This is a genomic window from Actinomyces sp. HMSC075C01, from assembly GCF_001812965.1.
Classification (GTDB): domain Bacteria; phylum Actinomycetota; class Actinomycetes; order Actinomycetales; family Actinomycetaceae; genus Actinomyces; species Actinomyces acetigenes.
Genome location: NZ_KV811040.1, coordinates 62,466 through 80,144 on the forward strand (window position 1 = coordinate 62,466; position 17,679 = coordinate 80,144).

Consider the following 17,679-nt stretch of genomic DNA (forward strand, 5'->3'; position numbering starts at 1 on the left):
AACTTTAGCGTGCTCACCGTCGAATACCTATGTCGGAACCGCCCGGTGTGAGACGGTCCTCAACCTCCGCTCGAGTCAGGACCCCGCGATGGGCACGCGCTATCGCTCATCGAGGATGCGCCGCACCGCGTCGAGGCGGGAGGCCAGCTGCTTCTCGAAGCCGTTGCCGGTGGGCCGGTAGTACCGAGTGCCCTCGAGCCCGTCGGGCAGGTACTGCTGGCCGACGACGGCGTGGGGGAAGTCATGGGGGTAGCGGTAGTCCTTGCCGTGCCCGAGCCCCTCGGCCCCGGCGTAGTGCGCGTCGCGCAGGTGAGCGGGCACGGCCGCAGCCTTGCCGGCTCTCACATCGGCCAGTGACTCGTTGAGCGCCATGGTGACCGCATTGGACTTGGGGGCGGTGGCCACGGCGAGCGCGGCCTCGGCCAGGATGAGGCCGGACTCCGGCATCCCGATCATGGCGACCGCCTGCTGGGCGGCCACGGCGGTGGACAGCACCGTGGGGTCGGCGAGCCCGACGTCCTCGGCTGCGTGGATGACGATGCGCCGGGCGATGTAACGGGGGTCCTCCCCGGCGGCAATCATGCGCGCCAGGTAGTGCATCGTGGCGTCGGGGTCCGAGCCGCGCATCGACTTGATGAAGGCGCTGATGACGTCGTAGTGCTGGTCTCCGGCGCGGTCGTAACGCACCGCGGCCACATCGGCTGCCCGCTCGACGTCGGCGACCTCGATGAGGGGCGACGTGCCGGAAGCCGGTGTCTGCGCCAGGACCGTGCCGGCGGCGGCCTCCAGCACCGTGAGCGCCTTGCGGGCGTCGGAACCGGCCATGCGCACGATCTGACTGCGCGCCTCCTCGCTGATGTCCACTGTGCCGGCCAGGCCCCGCTCGTCGCTCACGGCGCGATCAACCAGGCGCCCGATGTCATCGGCCCCCAGAGGCTGGAGCGTCAGGAGCAGGGAGCGGGACAGCAGCGGCGAGACGATGCTGAAGGACGGGTTCTCCGTGGTGGCCGCGATGAGTGTCACCCACCGGTTCTCCACGCTGGGCAGCAGGGCGTCCTGCTGCGAGCGGGAGAAGCGGTGCACCTCGTCAATGAACAGCACCGTCTCCTCCCCTGCTGCCAGACGGCGCCTGGCATCGGTCACGACGGCGCGCACGTCCTTGACACCGGCTGTGACCGCCGACAGCTCCACGAATCTGCGGCCGCTGCCCCGTGCCACCAGGTAGGCCAGCGTCGTCTTGCCGGTTCCGGGCGGTCCCCACAGGATGACTGAGGACAGGGAGGATCCGGAGGACCGTGCGGCGCCGCCCTGCTCGCCCGCACGGAAGCCCCGGTTCGCCTCGGCCGGCTCCACGAGGCGGCGCAGAGGCGATCCGGGGGTGAGCAGGTGCGTCTGCCCCTGAAGCTCGTCAAGTGTGCGCGGACGCATCCGTACTGCCAGCGGTGCGTGGGAGTCCACGGGAATCCCGGCGTCATCCGTGCCGGCCGACTCGAACAGGTCCATGAGCCGACCCTATCTCCCCGCCACCAGCACCGCGGGCGCACGATTTGCGGGTTCCTGCCAGACCTCACGTCGATGCGGACCCGGCGAGCAGCACGAGCGCGGCGATGGCCGAGTCGGTCACAGGAGGCTGATGTCTCCGGCCCCCTCACGCAGCACCTCGGGGACGTCGTCGGTCAGGTCGATGACGCTGGTGGGCTCGCCCTGCCCGACCGGCCCCTCGATCACGACGTCGATGAGGTGCCCCAGGGACTCCTGGATCTCCCAGCCGTTGGTCTCGGGCTCCTCCTGGCCGGGGCGGATGAAGGTGGAGGACAGGATGGGGGCGCCGAACTCGGCGACGAGGGACTGGGTGATGGCGTGGTCGGGAATGCGTACGCCCAGCGTGTGCTTCTTGGGGTTGAGCGTCATCCGGGGCACGTCCTTGGTGCCCTTGAGGATGAAGGTCCACGGCCCCGGGGTGAGTCGCTTGATGAGCCGGAAGGCGTTGTTGCCCACGATGGCCAGCGGCCCGACCTGGGCGAAGTCGGCGCACACGAAGGTGAAGTTGTGCTTGCCGTCGAGCTGGCGGATGGTGCGGATCCGGTCCAGCCCCTCCTTGTTGCCCGGTGCGCAGGCCAAGGCGTATCCGGAGTCGGTCGGGTAGGCGACCAGGCCGCCGTCGCGCAGCGTGTCGACGACCTTCTCAACCAGACGCGCCTGCGGGTTGACGGGGTGGAGCTCGATGTAACGTGCCATGCTCCAACCTTACCCTGGGTGACGGTTCTCACATAGCGTTCCGAGGGGAGGGGGCGTCAGCGGCGAGGGATCTGGTGGGCGACGTCGGAGAACACGCCGGTGACCCCCCAGTTGAAGAGCTCGTTGGCCCGGCTCGGCGAGTTGACGGTCCAGACGTTGACGCCGTAGCCCTCGGTTCGAAAGGCCTGAACCTGCTGCCGGGTCAAGCCGGAGTCCTCGGGATGGATGAAGTCGGCGCCCACGATCTCAAGGGTGCTCCTCCAGTCGTCAGACAGCGACCGGCTCTCGTAGAGACACCCCACGGGAACCTCCGGGGCGCGCTGCTTGAACAGGTGGAGCAGCAGGTGGCTGAAGGAGGAGACGATGACCTCGACGCCCGGACGCAGTCGCTCGAGCTGGGCGATGACGCCGTCGACGAGACGCAGGCTCGCCTCCTTGCCGGTCTCGTTGGGCTTGATCTCGATGTTGGCGTTGAGGCCGGTGTCGTTCATGAGGTCGATGAGATCCCTCAGGGTGGGCAGCGGCTCGCCCTCGAACCGAGGGGAGAACCAGCCTCCGGCATCGATGCCGCCCAGGTCGGCCACCGTCAGGTCGTCGTACCGACCGGCACGGTTCGTGGTTCGGTCCAGGGTGGAGTCGTGGCAGATGATGACCGTTCCGTCACCGATGACGTCGACGTCGGCCTCCACCCACGCCACCTGGTGGTCCACCGCGCAGCGGAAGGCGGCCATGGTGTTCTCCGGGGCGAGCGAGCTCAGGCCTCGGTGCCCGAAGATCATGCGCTCGTCACCACACGTGCGTCCACCACTGCTTGAGGTCACCGATGACATGGACGGAATGCTACACGGGCCGCACGAGCACGCTCCGCGGAAGGCCGCTTTGACATCAAGACACATTGATATAAAATCTTTTGCATGCGAAAGGTCGCCACACCCCCGGAGGCCCCTCTCGGAGAGGACTCGGCCGTGGTGCAGCTGTTCAAGGCGCTGGCTCACCCCATGAGGGCGAGCATCGTCCACCGCCTCATCAGCTCACCTGCTGACGTCACCGAGCTGGTGACGTTCCTCGGGGTGTCCCAGCCTCTGGTCTCCCACCACCTGCGAGTGCTGCGCAACGCCCACCTGGTCGAGTCGGTTCGCGAGGGAAAGCGCCAGAGCTACTCCCTCATTGACGACCATGTCGCATCCATCTTCATCGACACCCTTGAGCACACGAAGGAGTACGACCATGACTGCCACCATTGAGCACCGCCCCGCTGAGGCCCACCAGCACACCCACGGCCCGGACTGCGGGCCCCCCGCCGTCATCCATGGCGACCACGTGGACTACATTCACAACGGTCACGCCCACCACGAGGACAACGGTCACTACGACGAGTGCGACGTCTGCTCGTGCGAGCACTGCTCGGACTCCTGCGCCGTGTGCGAGTGTGAGGACTGCTCCTGCCCGACCTGCAACCACAACACCTGCTCGTGCGAGCACTGCTCGGACTCCTGTTCCTCGTGCACCTGCGAGGACTGCTCCTGCCCGACCTGCACGCACGCCGCCTGACGCGCTGCACCCGGCCCCCGCTCAGCGATACCGCGACGGCAACGCGCTCGCCCAGACTCTGACTCGGGTCGGAGACACTGATGACCAGATCGATACCGCAGGCGTCGGCCGGCGCCGACGTCAACAGGGAAGCCCCAGGGGCGGGTCACCGGCCGGTACCGGCGAAGACTTCCTCGATGAAGGGATCAACCAGCCCGTGGTAGGCCTCCGGGGCGTCCCGCCGCACGCAGTGGCCGACGCCGTCGAGCAGCACCAGGCGCACAAGCGGATTGGTCACCTCAGAGGGGTCAGGAGCCATGCTGCCGCGGCGGGGCGCCAGGTAGAGCGTCGGCATCCTCAGCCGGTTGACCGCGCTGATGAGGTCGGCCTCGCCGAGATAGGTACCCTCGCGGATGTAACGGCGGTCGACCTGCCTCTTGCACGCGGCCCAGCCCTCGATCTCGGATTCGCTCCATGAGGTCTCGAGCCTCATGCGTTCCCGCTCGGCAGCGCCGCCGTCGGCGAAGGCGTCCAGGAAGCGCTCCTGGTGCTCCACGAACCAGGGGGCCGGGGCCCAGTGCCCGGTGGGACGCGCGGCGTCCTCCAGGACCAGTGCCCGAACGAGCTCGGGCCGGGCGACGCTCACCCGCAGCGACATGAGCCCTCCCAGACTGTGCGCCACGACGACCGGCGGCTCCGAGAACAGGACCAGTGTCTTCTCAAGGTCCTCTTGCATGGTCTGCGGCGCCCGGGCCAGGGTCTCGTCGTCCCACCGCGGGGAAGCCCCGTGCCCCCGCTGATCGATCGCCAGGACGTGATACCGGGAGGACCAGCGGGCTACGGCGTCGGGCCAGGCGGTAGCCGATTCGGTCAGGCCGTGGACTAAGAGCAGCGGCGGATCCGCCGGATCGCCCCACTCGTGCAGCGCAAGCATCGTCACCTCATCGAGTGTAGGCGAAGAGCGGACGCGACCGGCGAACTCAGCTCTGCTTCATCCCGCCTTCTTTGCCCTGCGCCGCAGAGCCGGGCTCGTTGTCCGGGACGGCGTCGACCCCGGCCTCCTTGCGCTGCTCGGGCGTGATCGGGGCGGGCGCCTCGGTCAGCGGGTCGAAGCCGCCACCGGACTTGGGGAAGGCGATGACGTCGCGGATGGAGTCGGCCCGGGTCAGCAGGGAGACGATGCGGTCCCAGCCGAAGGCGATGCCGCCGTGCGGCGGAGCACCGAACTTGAAGGCGTCCAGCAGGAAGCCGAACTTCTCCTGGGCCTCCTGCTCGCCGATCCCCATGACGTTGAAGACACGCTCCTGGACATCGCGGCGGTGGATACGGATGGAGCCGCCACCGATCTCGTTGCCGTTGCACACGATGTCGTAGGCGTAGGCCAGGGCACTTCCCGGGTCGGTGTCAAAGGTCTCCAGGCACTCGGGCTTGGGCGAGGTGAAGGCGTGGTGGACCGCGGTCCAGGCGGACTTGCCCAGGGCCACGTCGCCGTCGGCCTTGGCCTCGGCGGAGGGCTTGAACAGGGGGGCGTCCACGACCCAGACGAAGGACCACTCGTCGTCGTCAATGAGGCCGCAGCGCTTGCCGATCTCCAGGCGGGCGGCGCCCAGCAGTGCGCGCGAGGAGTCCACGGGACCCGCGGCGAAGAAGATGCAGTCGCCGGGCTCGGCCCCGGCCGCCTGGGCCAGGCCCTCCCGCTCGGCATCGGTGATGTTCTTGGCGACGGGCCCGCCGAGGGTCCCGTCCTCGGCGACGGTGACATAGGCCAGGCCCTTGGCGCCGCGCTGCTTGGCCCACTCCTGCCAGGCGTCGAAGGTGCGTCGGGACTGGGAGGCCCCGCCGGGCATGACGACGGCGCCCACGTAGGGGTTCTGGAAGACTCGGAAGGTGGTGTCCTTGAAGTAGTCGGTCAGGTCCACCAGCTCGCAGCCGAAGCGCAGGTCGGGCTTGTCCGAGCCGTACCTCTCCATGGCGTCGCGGTAGGTCATGCGGGCGATGGGCGTGGGCAGCTCGTAGTCGATGAGGGCCCACACCTCGCGCAGCACGTCCTCGGCGACGGCGATGACGTCGTCCTGCTCGACGAAGCTCATCTCCACGTCGAGCTGGGTGAACTCGGGCTGGCGGTCGGCACGGAAGTCCTCGTCGCGGTAGCAGCGGGCGATCTGGTAGTAGCGCTCCATGCCGGCGACCATGAGGAGCTGCTTGAACAGCTGCGGGCTCTGCGGCAGGGCGTACCAGCAGCCCGGTGCCAGACGAGCCGGGACCAGGAAGTCACGGGCCCCCTCCGGGGTGGAGCGGGTCAGGGTGGGGGTCTCGATCTCCACGAAGTCGTGGGAGTCCAGGACCCTGCGGGCGGCCTGGCTGACCTTGGCGCGCAGGCGGATGGCGTGCTGCATGGCGCTGCGCCGCAGGTCGAGGTAGCGGTAGCGCAGTCGCGCCTCCTCGCCGACCTGCCCGGCGTCCTCGGCGTGGTCGGAGACCTGGAAGGGCAGCGGCGCGGAGGCGTTGAGGATGTCGACGTCGGAGACGACGACCTCGATCTCGCCGGTGGGCAGGTTCGGGTTGGCGTTGCCCTCGGGCCTGGCGCTCACCTCCCCGGTGACGGCCAGGACATACTCGGCGCGCAGGTCGTGGGCGACCTCCTCGCGGATGACGACCTGGGCGATCCCCGAAGCGTCCCGCAAGTCGATGAAGGCCACGCCTCCATGGTCACGACGTCGATCCACCCATCCGGTGAGGGTCACGACCTGGCCGATGTCTGAGGTGCGCAGAGAGCCTGCGGTACGGGTTCGCAGCACGGTGCTGGGTTCCTTCCGTGTGGGGCACTGAGCCGGTGCCCGTCGGGGCGCACCACGAGACGGGTGGGCGCCGGCGGCAGTTTACAAGGACCTCGGCTCTCAGGCCTCAGGCCATGGCCCGACGACGTTGATAGGCCGCCATCCTGCGACGGTTGATCGCTACAAGTACCGACAGCACCACCAGGATCACGCTGAGCGCGAGGACGGAGGCACCGATGATCGGAAACCCGGTCGACTCTCCAGCCGCCCCAGCGGCTTGGATGCCGGAGGCCGCGGCTGCGTTGGACTGCCCCATTGCCGCGACCTGACGGGGCGGCGGCGTGGGAGCCGGTGGAACGGTGGGAGGGGCGGACCCGCCAATGACCGTGACGCCCGATACTGTGAAGTAGGGGCTCTTGTTGGTGTAGTCCGCCGCGTTGCCCTCCTGGCCGCTCTCCCCCTGCGCCCCGAAGACCCGGAATCGCAGCCAGTGGTTTCCCTGCTCGACGTACTCGGGAAGCTCGAAGGAGCCTGCCGCAGTGCCGTCCTTCTTGACGGTGATCGTGGCGACCACCTCGGACTCCGAGGGGCGCGAGGCGACCAGCACGCCGTCGTCGATGAGGACCTGGACCGTCACACCACTGGGAAATCCTGAGAGCGTGTACATGATCGTTCCCCCGACGGCGACCGTCGAAGGGCTGACCGTTGAGGCGGTTCCTGTGGTGGAGGGACCGGTCTTGGTGTCCGCCCTGGCAGCGGGGCTCGTGGAGACCAGCGCCGCCAGGGAGGCCAGGAGGACAGAGCAGACGATGACGAGCACACGCGGTGACCCCTGGAGGCGCTGGAAGCCGGTCCGATACCGAGCCGGCGCAGGATGCCGCTCACGCCGTATGCGCTCAGCATTCCGGAACATCCGGATCATCTGCTCCCACCTCCTTTCCACGGCCGCGTGCTCCGGCCCCTTGACGATGTCATTGACGTTCTCCTACCACTCCGGCTCAGTGCCTGCGCGGGAGCCGCAGCTGCTGGGTGGTCCGTGGTGCGCGCAGCGGCATTCCGGAGAACGCGGCGACCAGCAGGCTCACGGCTCCGACGACCAGTAGTCCCCCAGCGGTCCCCAGGAGCATGTCGTTGGCGCTGAGGCCCTTGGTGGGCGCGGCCGCCGTGTCCGGGAAGGTCAGCAGCTGGGCCTGCGCCGGGTTGCGAGGATCGAAGGATGCAGAGGAGATCTCCAGCTTCGCCCACCCCAGGAGGCTGTTGTCTCGATCGGCCACCGCCAGCTCGTAGGAGCCGGAGTTGAATGTCGAGATATCGATGGAGACGCTGTTGGCATCATCAACCTGCACCCAGCCCTTGGTGGTGGCTCCGGGGAAGACGAACACCGAGACCCACTCGCCTGCCTGCACCTTGGACTTGGGCAGGACGAGGTTGACGATGTTGCCCTGGCGGGACCCGGACAGCGAGCCGGCGTTGTCCGCGCTCAGGTGCGCTGCACTGGTCACTGGGGCCACCGGGCTCCGGTCGGGACGGGTGGTGCGCTGAGAGGCCGCGTCGGCCTCAGGTGAGTCCTGCGCCGAGGCCGCGGAGTCTTCCGGGGCATGGGCGCCTTCGGCTCCTGAGTCTCCGGCGTTCGGAGCGGGCACCGCATCTGTGTCGGTCTGCTGGCGGGCAGAGCCGTCCTGCGAGGTCGAGGAGCGGGAGTCCGATCCGGCATCGGTTGTCTGTTGCTCCGAGGAGTCGTTCTGGCCTCCTGCGCCCGCGCCTGAACCTGAACCCGCGCCGGAGCCCGTGCCGCCACCTGGGTTGTTGCCAGGGGCATTGTCCGTTCCGGGGCGTCCGCCGCCATTGGGGTTCGGCCTCTGAGCGTTCTGATCGGGGCCGGTGGTGTGCGGCGCGGGGGACGGCTCCGGCTTGGGCTGCGGAGTGACGGCCTTGTTGAGGGCGAAGATGTTGGTGGCGGCCGTCAGCCCGGAATCGATGACCGAGAGCTGCAGGTAGTAGCGCCCCTTGTCAACGTTTCCCCCGGTGTAGAGGGCCGACAGGTTGAGCTGGGCCTCGAAGGACCCGTGCTGGAAGGTGACGGGAACCGAGAGCGTTCCCGGAACCACGTACCCGCCGTAGGCCGCGACCTTGATCTCGACCGGCTTCTCGCCGTCGAGCATCGTCCCCTGGGAGCACCAGCCCGTGCCGCGGACCTTGACTGCAGTATCCGGGTCGTAGGCGGGCTCTTCCCCCTGAAGGTCTGAGCCATCGGAGCTGAGCACCTGGACGGCGGGCTTGTCCTGGCACGTCTTAGCGGTGGCGCTCGGGGAGGCGCTCGGCTGAGCGGAAGCAGTCGGCTCGGGCTTGGGAGACTGGGAAGGCGAGGGCGATGAGCTGGGCGAGGCAGTCGTGGAAGGACTGGCCGACGGGCTGGGCGCCGCAGAGGGAGTCGGTGAAGGTGTTGGTGCAGGTTCCGGTGTGGGGGAAGCCGAAGGCGTCGCCGACGGTTCAGCCGTGGCTTGAGGAGTCGGTTCTGCGGTGGGTGCGGCCGTCGGCTCGGGTACGGGCGCAGCGCTCGGTTCTGAGGTGGGCTCCGCAGTCGGTTCGGGAGCCGGCTCCGGCGTGGGCTCGGGGGCCGGGGGGTTGATGATGTCCGGGTCCTGCTTGACGAAGGAGAACAGGCCCGTGGTCGCGCTCACCGTTCCGCTGGTGTAGGTGAGGCTGAAGACCTTCGTGCCGACCTCCCAGCCGCTGTCGCCAGTGACCTCACGCATACCCTTGACGAGGTAGTCAGTCGGGATGAACACGTCCTGCTCGCCGTTGTCGGGAGCCGGACGCTCGAGCTCGGCCTTGATGCCGGGGAGCAGGTAGGGGGTGACGGTCTTGCCCTCGACGACGTTGAGCGTGATGGTGGGGTCCTCCAGGACCTCCCTTGCGGTACTGCACCAGTCCGACAGGATCGATTCGACGCCGTACTTGGTCTCATAGACCGGCACCACGTACTCGGGTGCCGACTGCCCCTCGGGGTAGACCATTCTGGCTGCGGGGTGGCAGGCCGAGCTGTTCTCCGTGTCCTCAACGGCTTTGCCTTCATTCAGGAGGGGCATGGCGGCCACACCGGCAGTGGCCAGAACAATGCCGAAGGCTGTCAGAACAGCAAGAATCGCGCGCAGGCCGCCCCTGGTAGAAGGGAGGGCGGCGAGCAGCCGCTGAGCGTATTGCATGACGTGGTCTCGTTCACGGGCGGGGACAGGTGGACTTACTCGTACAGCACATGGTTGACAACCGAGATGCACGAGGAAAGGACGCGCCACGAAGCAGGCACGACGGCCTTTCGCGAACGATGATAGACGGACGCCTCCCTTCTAAGAATCCGCTATCACCCGAAAGCATCGTCCGCGTTGTCGATTCCGGGTTAAGTATACACAGCGGTAACCCGTCAACCGGTCGGGCTGAGACCGTTCAGAACCGGGAGCCTTGAGGAAACTCGAGCATTGGTAACGATAAATTGGGGTACGTGATCTCTTTGTAGCCAAGATTTCTTTTGTGTCACGGTTTTATTTGCGCAGTAGATCCGGCCCCCACAGCGCGCTCTCGCCGACGGCGTCGCGCACGAAGCACCTCAGGTGGCTCAGCCGCAGGACCCCAGGTCCTGCTCGTGAGCATCGAGCCCCCACGATCCGCTGCGCACACCATGGAGACTGACCGGCACCGTCCGAAGGCGAGCCGGTCACGCAGCCCGCTACCAGTTCTGCAGCGATCCGGCGATGGGACGCTCCCATCATGAGACGAATGGCAGGCTTGCATTGTTCCGGGGAGGGTGGCGTAGGGTGGCCTTCATGACGCACATCGTTCTGACGACCACAACCGCTCGAGGCGCACAGGCGCTCGCGGTCATGTGTGGTGCGCAGATGTGTTGTTGTCGGGCCTGTTGATCCCTTCCCCTCCCCCAGTGCTGAACCTGCCCGGGGATCGCGACGACGCCTCACTACAGCTCTGACATCGGCCGAGAACGATGACCGGCCCTGACTTCCCAGGCTCCCGTGCCGCGTATTCCGCTCGTCAGAGTACGGGGACGCCCTTCCACAAGCCCTGATGGCCTGAGGCTGCGTCCGCTCCTACCCAGCTCACTCTGCTCGGGCTTCTCGTGCTCCTCCTCCACCGTTTTCATAGGGACGCCTCAGCGTCTTACGCATCGCGGTCCGTTCCCACCACCACAGGAGAAACCATGTCCACGTCCTCGTCGTCCTCTTCTTCCTCCCATCCGCCCCAGTACTCCGACTCCTTGACCTCCGGTCCATCGGACGCCGAGGTCGTGGAGTCTCAGGAGGTCACAGCTGACAACGCCGCCGCGATTCTGGCAGCCGATGACGACATCGACGACCTTGACACCAACGAGGCGGACCGGTCGCATCACGGCAAGCCGTCACGGCGCACGCTGCTCACGTTTGGGGGGCTCGCAGCCGCTGCCGTGGTCGGCACCGGCGCGTACCTGACGATTCGGCGCACCAACCAAGGAGTCATCGGGGCCCACGAGGCACTCCCCCTGGTGATTGGCGGCGACATCTGCGCCGCACCACTGTACGCCGCCTACCACCAGGGTTTCTTCGACGACGCGGGACTGAAGGTCACGCTGGCGCGCACCCAGCAGACCGAGGACACCAAGGACGGCGTGGGCGCCGGCAAGTACATTGGCGCTCCTGGGATCTTCTTCTCCTGGCTGGAGCCGATCTACAACGGCCTCAATGCCAGACTCACCGCAGGGCTCCACGCCGGCTGCCTGCGCCTGGTGGTGCGCAAGGACTCTCCATATCAAAAGCTGGCTGACCTGAAAGGCACCACCATCGGCGTGCCGTCACTGTCATCATCCGCCTTCGCCTACTTCGCGATCGGGCTGTCGGAGGCCGGCATCAACGTCAAGCCGGATGGAGGCGACATCACATGGCGCACAGTCGATGCGGACTCCTTGGGGACCGCGCTGACCGACGGTCGGGTGGACGCCATCATGGGCTCCGACCCCGGACCGCTGCTTCCCGTCTTCAACGGGACGGCCCGTGAGCTGGCCAACAACGACGCTGAGGAGTTCTGCTGCTCGGTGGCACTCAACGGGGACTTCGTACGTCGGCAGCCCAAGGAGGCGAAGGCTCTGACCGAGGCCTGGCTGAAGGGCTCGGCCTACGTACCGGACCACATCGAGGAGATCGCCAAGATCGAGGTCGACAACGACTACGTCGCCGCGGACCAGGACGTCGTCGTCCGGGTGCTCAAGACATACGGGTTCAAGGCCTCGGCCTCCAGGTTCCGGGCCGCGATCGAGCCCGGCATCGAGAAGTTCAAGGGGACCGGTTTCATTGCATCCGACGTCTCCGCCCGGAAGCTGACCGACACCGTCGTCGCCGACCTCGGCATCAAGGACTGATTGACGATGCCCACTGAGGTGAGCCCCACGACCGCATCGACCACATCCTCCAAGCCCATCGACGACGGGCATCCACAACCGCCCTCCTCCACAACCAGGCAGAGCGCACCAAACGATCACCGTCCCAGCGCAGGCCCTCTTGTGAGCACCACGGCACTGTTTCTGTGGCTGGCCTACCTGGTCATCGTCGTTGCCTTGCCGCAGGCAGACCTTCTCCGCAAGGAGTCAACCGCTCCAGTCGCAGTCCTTGCCGGGACATGGCTGATCATCCTGATCGCGTGGACACTCACGGCACGGGTCCGACCGGCCTCTCCGGCAGCGAGGTCACTGGCGCACTTCCTGCCCTGGATCAACGCCGCCGGCGCATGGTTCATCGTCTGGCAGCTGACAACATCCAAGCTCGGACTGCTCACGCCCCCGTACTTCGCCGCCCCAGAGGTACTCATCGCCTCCTTCCTCGGTGACTGGAGGCTGCTGCTCAGCTGCCTGGGCGCCTCGGCGCTGCTGTTCATCATCGGGTACACGGCAGGATCGGTGCTGGGGTTCTTCACAGGCCTGCTCATGGGCTGGTCGAGGCGCGCCGACTACTGGCTCCATCCGCTCCTGCAGACCATCGGCCCAGTTCCAGCGGCCTCGCTCCTTCCGCTGGCGCTGCTGCTGCTTCCGACGACGTACGCCTCAGCAGCCTTCATCGTCGGCTTCGGCGCCTGGTTCCCCATGGCGACCATGACCCGCGCGGGCGTACGCTCCGTGCGCCGCGACTACATCGACATGGCCCGCACGCTGGGAGCCGACGAGCTCTTCCTCATCAGGCGGGTGGCCGTGCCCTCAGCGCTACCGGACATGCTCACCGGCCTGTTCACAGGCCTGGGCACCTCGCTCGCCGCCCTCATGACCGCCGAGCTGACCGGCGTCGACAAGGGCCTGGCCTGGTACATCAACTGGGTCAAGGGCTGGGCGGACTACCCCCGGATGTACGTGGGCCTCATCATTCTGGTGACCTTCTGCCGCACGCTCATGGTCATGCTGTTCAAGATCCGCTCCTCGCTGCTGGCATGGCAGCAGAACCTTGTGAGGTGGTGAACCGATGTCTGCTAGTTCTCCAACGGCTGCTGGCGCGCCGCAGGTCTCAACTCCGTCCGCCCCCCGTGGCGCACAGGTCGATCTCGTTGGCGTCTCCCACAGCTACCCCTTGTCCCATGACCTGGAGCACGGGTGGCTCCATCTGCTGCTGCGCCAGTTCTCCCCCGCTGCGAGGGCTCGCTATGAGGCAGAGGCTGCCAAGCCGGATCAGCTTGCCGTCCTCAATGACATCGACTTGACGGTCGCACCCGGCGAGTTCGTCTCGCTCGTGGGGCCCTCCGGGTGCGGCAAGTCCACGATCCTGAGACTGCTGGCCGGGCTGGAGCAGCCCGTCGAGGGCGGCGTCACCGTCGACTCCAAGCAGGTGACCGGGCCCTCGCCTCTGCGCGCGCTCGCGTTCCAGGACGCCACGCTGCTGCCATGGAGGACCGTGCGGGACAACGTCGCCCTGGGCCCCGAGGCGAGAGACCGTATGGAGCGCGACCGGCGCCGGGTGGAGGCCGCCCTGCAGATCGTGGGGCTGCGGGACTTCGCCGATTCCTACCCCGCCACGCTCTCAGGCGGTATGGCTCAACGAGCCTCGCTGGCCCGAGCCCTGGTCAACCGGCCCCGGCTCTTCCTCCTGGATGAGCCCCTGGGCAAGCTCGACGCCCTGACACGCCTGCAGCTCCAGGACGAGATCCTCAAGCTGTGGGAGTCCCAACGCTTCACCGCCGTCCTGGTCACCCACGACGTGGACGAGGCCCTGCGCCTGTCCAACCGAGTGGTCGTCCTGTCCGAGCGCCCCGCGCACATCGTCGCCGACATCGAGGTGCCCGAGCACGACGACTCAAGTGAGGAGGTCCGCGAGCTGCGTCGGGAGATCCTCAGCCTACTGGGCCGGTGATCGGGCCACGAGACCGACCTCACCTGTGATCCAGCCCGTGGAGCGCGGAGTTCCGCCGATTCTCCCGTAGCCTGGATACAGGAGCGATCCGTGCCCTGTTGACCCCGTTCGGGTTCTGCCGCACCCGGTGTGCGGCACGAGCATCCCGTGAGTCTGTGCGTGTTAGCCCATGAGTCACCCGGCCAGTCCGGGTGCGGGGCGAGTGTGGTGGGCCAGGTACGGCAAAGAGCGGAGGACAAAAGGTCCTCCCCCACACTCCGCCGCGGTCCCCACCATCTTCATGGGGACAGATATGGGAAAACTTCATGACTTACTCCAGCAGCACTGCGCCCGGCACCTCCGACGCTCAGAGCACCGACAGCAACGGCCCTCTCAGCCTTGACGCGCTCTTCTCCGCCGAGCTCTCCGGCGGCGAGCCGGCCGACCCGGCTAAGAACGGCGAGAACGGCGCCGTTGCCGCGCCGCACCAGTCCGACGACACCACCTCCTCCCCCGCGGACTTCGCCACTCCCGCCTCCTCCGACTCCCCCGAGGACCCTGAGGACGTCGACCACGACGACGAGGCGGACGACGTCGACCGAAACCGCCCCGAGGCCGACCCGGAGGACGGGATCGACAACTCCGACGAGGACGACGGCGTCGACATTGATGAGGATGAGGTCGACGGCCATGCCCCCTTCATCGACACCGACGCCGATTCCGACACTGATTCTGACGGCCACCGGCACGACGCCGAGCACACCGCCTCCCCGCGCAACCGGGACAAGATCGAGGTGAGGACCGCTCAGGAGGACGAGGAGATCACCTTCGCCGACCTGGGTCTTCCTTCGGACCTGCTCAAGGCCGTCACCGACATGGGCTTCGTGACCCCCACCGCGATCCAGAAGGAGGCGATCCCGGTCCTGCTGGCCGGCCGCGATGTCGTCGGCGTCGCCCAGACCGGTACCGGCAAGACGGCGGCCTTCGGGTTGCCGCTGCTCGACGCCGTCGACTCGCGCGACAGCGTGGTTCAGGCACTCGTCCTGGCCCCCACCCGCGAGCTCGCGCTCCAGAGCGCCGAGGCCATCACCGACATGGCCGCCCGCTCCCGCGGCCTGGAGGTGGTGGCCGTCTACGGCGGTGCCCCCTACGGCCCCCAGATCGGCGCGCTCAAGGGCGGTGCCCAGGTCGTCGTCGGCACTCCCGGCCGCGTCATCGACCTCATTGACAAGGGCGCGCTCCAGCTCGACGACGTGCGCTACTTCGTCCTGGACGAGGCCGACGAGATGCTGCGCATGGGTTTCGCCGAGGACGTCGAGACGATTGCGCAGTCCCTCCCCGCCGATCGACGCACCGCCCTGTTCTCAGCGACAATGCCTCCGGCCATCCAGGCCGTGGCACGCCAGCACCTTCACGAGCCCGTTCAGGTCGAGGTCTCCAGGCCGGCCTCCACGGTCGCCACCGTCCACCAGACCTACGCGGTGGTTCCGTTCCGCCACAAGATCGGCGCCGTGTCCCGAGTCCTGGCCGTCACCGACGCCGAGGCCGCCATCGTCTTCGTGCGGACCAAGTCCACGGCCGAGGACGTCGCCATCGAGCTGGCGGGCCGGGGCATCCAGGCCGCTGCGATCTCCGGTGACGTACCCCAGCGCGAGCGCGAGCGCCTGGTGGAGCGGCTGCGCGCCGGCACCCTTGACGTGCTGGTGGCCACGGACGTCGCCGCCCGGGGTCTGGACGTGGACCGCATCGGCCTGGTCGTCAACTTCGACGTGCCCCGTGAGGCCGAGGCTTATGTGCACCGTATCGGTCGCACGGGCCGCGCCGGCCGCCATGGTGAGGCCGTCACCTTCCTGACCCCCAAGGAGAAGGGCAAGCTCCGCCAGATCGAGCGCCTCACCGGGACCCGTCTGGAGGAGATCACCCTGCCCTCCCCCGCGGACGTCTCCGAGCACCGCGCCCGCAAGCTCCTGTCCAAGGCGGCGGCCCGCCATGAGCGCGGTCGGCTAGACATGTACCTTCCGCTGGTCGCCGACTCCGCCCGGCAGCTGGATATCGACATCGAGGAGCTGGCGGCCACGCTGCTGGCTCTGGCCGTGGGTGATGAGGGACCGCGCAGGCGCGAGGAGCGTGGCGGTGAGCGCCCCCAGCGCGCCCGCCGGGAGGAGAACCTCGACTCCGAGGGGACCTTCCTGTCGGCGTCCTTCGAAGGCGGGCGTGAGAAGAACCGTCGCGGCGAACGGGGCGACCGAGGGGAGGGACGCCGCTCGGCCACCCGTTCCGGGCGCCGCGAGCACGAGGGGCCGGGGACCGTCTACCGCGTGGAGGTGGGGCACCGGGACCGGGTCCTTCCCGGCGCGATCGTTGGTGCACTGGCCAACGAGGGCGGTATCGAGGGCTCCGACATCGGCAAGATCGACATCCTTCAGTCCTTCTCCCTGGTCACGATCTACGCCGACCTCAGCCCCGAGCAGCTGAGCGTCATGGGGCGGGCGACCTTTGGGGGCCGCGAGCTGCGGATCCGCCCCGACGAGGGCCCGGGTCACGGCTGGTCCGGCCCCAACGGCGCAGAGCGTCGTCCCAAGCGCCGTGACTGGGAGGACCGTAAGGATCGCGGTGAGCGCGGCTTCCGTCCCCGCCGTGATGACGGCGAGCGCGGTTGGAAGGACCGTGATGGGCGCGGCGGCAGAGGCGGTTACGACCGCTCGGAGCGCCGTGACAACCGTCGGTGGGACGAGCGTCGTGGCGACCGGGACGGCTTCCGCGGCCGACGCGAGGACCGGGGCGGTCGCGGTTATGACCGCGACGGTTACCGGGATGACCGCCGCGGCTACGGCGAGCGCAACCAGAACCGCTTCGGCGGCAACCGGGGTGGCTTCCGCGGCCGACGCGGCGACCGCTGAGTCCAGAGGACTCCACTGATGCGGCTGGGGGCGGCAACGTGTGTTGCCGCCCCCAGTATTTTGCCGGCTGGCCGCCGCATTGGTGGGCGCTCAGCCCCTGCGCACCCGCACAGTTCCCATCTGCGCGCGAGCCCTCAGCTCGAGGCGCCTCTCGAACAGCTCGGGGTGGTCCTGACGGGGAAGGTCGATCGTGACTCGGCCGAAGTCGGAATGGCAGTCTGCCAGGACCGCAGTTCCCTCAGGCACCCCCACCGACACGGTTCCCATCTCACTGGACAGATCCAAGGATCCTTCATACGCCTCAACGATCTTGACCGAGCCGGCCTCCGTGTGGGCCAACACGGTGCCGGAGGTGGAGCGGATACGCACCGAACCGGCTTGGGCTCGCACGTTCCCGTCATGCAGGGCGCCGATGACGATGGAGCCGGCGTCGGCGTGCACCTGCGCACTCGTACAATCGCCCAGCCGGATCGATCCCGCCGAGGTCCGTATCTGCACCTGCTCCCAGGAGTGCTCAGCGCTGATCGATCCGGCATCGAGGCGGGCATCCAGGCGCGTACCGTGCGGCACCGTGACCCGAACCCGAGATGTCTGCGGGCCCCATGGCCAGATGCCCGCAAATCGCTCACGTCCCACGAGAGCGATCTGACGGATGCTCACCTTGGCTCCGTCGGCGGTGACATCCAGGAGGGGTTCCAGGATCTCGTCGGCCTCGACGGTGATCGTGCTGCTCACCCCCGGCGCGGTCACCACACTCAGGGTGGACAGGTCCAGGACGAGGTTCGGCTGAACGTCGTCGGGAAGGTCAAAGGTCCATATCGGCATGGGTGGTCTCCTCAGGTTTCAGGTATCTGCGCGGACTGCCGCAATGGTCAGGCAGCGGAG

The 17,679-nt window shown here is 67.8% G+C and carries 14 protein-coding genes; 6 read left to right on the forward strand and 8 right to left on the reverse strand.

The window, feature by feature from the left end; translation table 11 throughout:
- Positions 1-99: 99 nt before the first annotated feature.
- The 3 genes from HMPREF2883_RS13010 to HMPREF2883_RS13020 form a co-directional block, all read right to left on the reverse strand.
- Positions 100-1,503, reverse strand: a complete 1,404-nt coding sequence (locus tag HMPREF2883_RS13010; protein ID WP_070663025.1) for a replication-associated recombination protein A — start codon at positions 1,501-1,503, stop codon at positions 100-102.
- A 117-nt stretch (positions 1,504-1,620) separates the two neighbouring features.
- Positions 1,621-2,238, reverse strand: coding sequence for an L-threonylcarbamoyladenylate synthase (locus HMPREF2883_RS13015; RefSeq protein ID WP_070663026.1), 618 nt, complete (start codon positions 2,236-2,238; stop codon positions 1,621-1,623).
- Positions 2,239-2,294: 56 nt separating this feature from the next.
- Complete coding sequence (locus HMPREF2883_RS13020; protein WP_070663027.1) at positions 2,295-3,068, reverse strand: glycerophosphoryl diester phosphodiesterase; 774 nt, start codon at positions 3,066-3,068, stop codon at positions 2,295-2,297.
- Between the two features lie 84 nt (positions 3,069-3,152).
- Between HMPREF2883_RS13020 and HMPREF2883_RS13025 the strand changes: the two genes are divergently transcribed.
- Both HMPREF2883_RS13025 and HMPREF2883_RS13030 read left to right on the forward strand, forming a co-directional pair.
- A complete protein-coding gene (locus tag HMPREF2883_RS13025) occupies positions 3,153-3,482 on the forward strand; it encodes an ArsR/SmtB family transcription factor (RefSeq protein WP_070663028.1) in 330 nt (109 codons plus the stop codon).
- On the forward strand, positions 3,466-3,789 hold the full coding sequence (locus HMPREF2883_RS13030; RefSeq protein WP_070663029.1) for a hypothetical protein: 324 nt from the start codon (positions 3,466-3,468) through the stop codon (positions 3,787-3,789). The genes HMPREF2883_RS13025 and HMPREF2883_RS13030 overlap by 17 nt, the downstream gene beginning before the upstream one ends.
- A gap of 145 nt (positions 3,790-3,934) precedes the next feature.
- On the opposite strand, the gene HMPREF2883_RS13035 is transcribed toward HMPREF2883_RS13030, so the two are convergent.
- The 4 genes from HMPREF2883_RS13035 to HMPREF2883_RS13050 all read right to left on the reverse strand — a co-directional run bounded on the left by HMPREF2883_RS13035 (position 3,935) and on the right by HMPREF2883_RS13050 (position 9,751).
- Positions 3,935-4,702 carry an alpha/beta fold hydrolase gene (locus HMPREF2883_RS13035; protein WP_070663030.1) on the reverse strand — a complete coding sequence of 256 codons (768 nt, stop codon included), beginning with the start codon at positions 4,700-4,702 and terminating at the stop codon, positions 3,935-3,937.
- Between the two features lie 46 nt (positions 4,703-4,748).
- Positions 4,749-6,566 carry an aspartate--tRNA ligase gene (gene aspS, locus HMPREF2883_RS13040; RefSeq protein ID WP_070663031.1) on the reverse strand — a complete coding sequence of 606 codons (1,818 nt, stop codon included), beginning with the start codon at positions 6,564-6,566 and terminating at the stop codon, positions 4,749-4,751.
- Positions 6,567-6,672: 106 nt separating this feature from the next.
- On the reverse strand, positions 6,673-7,365 hold the full coding sequence (locus HMPREF2883_RS13045) for a DNA-directed RNA polymerase II (protein WP_256277489.1): 693 nt from the start codon (positions 7,363-7,365) through the stop codon (positions 6,673-6,675).
- Between the two features lie 178 nt (positions 7,366-7,543).
- Complete coding sequence (locus HMPREF2883_RS13050; protein WP_070663033.1) at positions 7,544-9,751, reverse strand: hypothetical protein; 2,208 nt, start codon at positions 9,749-9,751, stop codon at positions 7,544-7,546.
- 1,004 nt (positions 9,752-10,755) lie between these two features.
- Here HMPREF2883_RS13050 and HMPREF2883_RS13055 point away from each other — a divergent pair.
- The 4 genes from HMPREF2883_RS13055 (at position 10,756) to HMPREF2883_RS13070 (ending at position 16,794) form a co-directional block, all read left to right on the forward strand.
- Positions 10,756-11,946: an ABC transporter substrate-binding protein gene (locus HMPREF2883_RS13055; protein ID WP_070663034.1), complete on the forward strand. Its 1,191-nt coding sequence runs from the start codon at positions 10,756-10,758 to the stop codon at positions 11,944-11,946.
- A gap of 6 nt (positions 11,947-11,952) precedes the next feature.
- Positions 11,953-13,029, forward strand: coding sequence for an ABC transporter permease (locus HMPREF2883_RS13060; protein ID WP_070663035.1), 1,077 nt, complete (start codon positions 11,953-11,955; stop codon positions 13,027-13,029).
- Between the two features lie 4 nt (positions 13,030-13,033).
- Positions 13,034-13,915: an ABC transporter ATP-binding protein gene (locus tag HMPREF2883_RS13065; protein WP_070663036.1), complete on the forward strand. Its 882-nt coding sequence runs from the start codon at positions 13,034-13,036 to the stop codon at positions 13,913-13,915.
- A gap of 305 nt (positions 13,916-14,220) precedes the next feature.
- The gene (locus HMPREF2883_RS13070; RefSeq protein ID WP_070663037.1) at positions 14,221-16,794 is read left to right on the forward strand and encodes a DEAD/DEAH box helicase; all 2,574 of its coding nucleotides are present in this window, start codon (positions 14,221-14,223) and stop codon (positions 16,792-16,794) included.
- A gap of 90 nt (positions 16,795-16,884) precedes the next feature.
- Here HMPREF2883_RS13070 and HMPREF2883_RS13075 read toward each other — a convergent pair whose 3' ends face one another.
- Complete coding sequence (locus HMPREF2883_RS13075; protein WP_070663038.1) at positions 16,885-17,619, reverse strand: DUF4097 family beta strand repeat-containing protein; 735 nt, start codon at positions 17,617-17,619, stop codon at positions 16,885-16,887.
- Positions 17,620-17,679: the final 60 nt, after the last annotated feature.

Bases quoted from the DNA above. Each gene is read 5' to 3' on its own strand.
- HMPREF2883_RS13010 (WP_070663025.1), bottom strand. From the start codon at position 1,503: ATGGACCTGTTCGAGTCGGCCGGCACGGATGACGCCGGGATTCCCGTG.
- HMPREF2883_RS13065 (WP_070663036.1), top strand. From the start codon at position 13,034: ATGTCTGCTAGTTCTCCAACGGCTGCTGGCGCGCCGCAGGTCTCAACT.
- HMPREF2883_RS13060 (WP_070663035.1), top strand. From the start codon at position 11,953: ATGCCCACTGAGGTGAGCCCCACGACCGCATCGACCACATCCTCCAAG.
- HMPREF2883_RS13055 (WP_070663034.1), top strand. From the start codon at position 10,756: ATGTCCACGTCCTCGTCGTCCTCTTCTTCCTCCCATCCGCCCCAGTAC.
- HMPREF2883_RS13020 (WP_070663027.1), bottom strand. From the start codon at position 3,068: ATGTCATCGGTGACCTCAAGCAGTGGTGGACGCACGTGTGGTGACGAG.
- HMPREF2883_RS13035 (WP_070663030.1), bottom strand. From the start codon at position 4,702: ATGCTTGCGCTGCACGAGTGGGGCGATCCGGCGGATCCGCCGCTGCTC.
- HMPREF2883_RS13075 (WP_070663038.1), bottom strand. From the start codon at position 17,619: ATGCCGATATGGACCTTTGACCTTCCCGACGACGTTCAGCCGAACCTC.
- HMPREF2883_RS13025 (WP_070663028.1), top strand. From the start codon at position 3,153: ATGCGAAAGGTCGCCACACCCCCGGAGGCCCCTCTCGGAGAGGACTCG.
- HMPREF2883_RS13050 (WP_070663033.1), bottom strand. From the start codon at position 9,751: ATGCAATACGCTCAGCGGCTGCTCGCCGCCCTCCCTTCTACCAGGGGC.
- HMPREF2883_RS13015 (WP_070663026.1), bottom strand. From the start codon at position 2,238: ATGGCACGTTACATCGAGCTCCACCCCGTCAACCCGCAGGCGCGTCTG.
- HMPREF2883_RS13070 (WP_070663037.1), top strand. From the start codon at position 14,221: ATGACTTACTCCAGCAGCACTGCGCCCGGCACCTCCGACGCTCAGAGC.
- HMPREF2883_RS13030 (WP_070663029.1), top strand. From the start codon at position 3,466: ATGACTGCCACCATTGAGCACCGCCCCGCTGAGGCCCACCAGCACACC.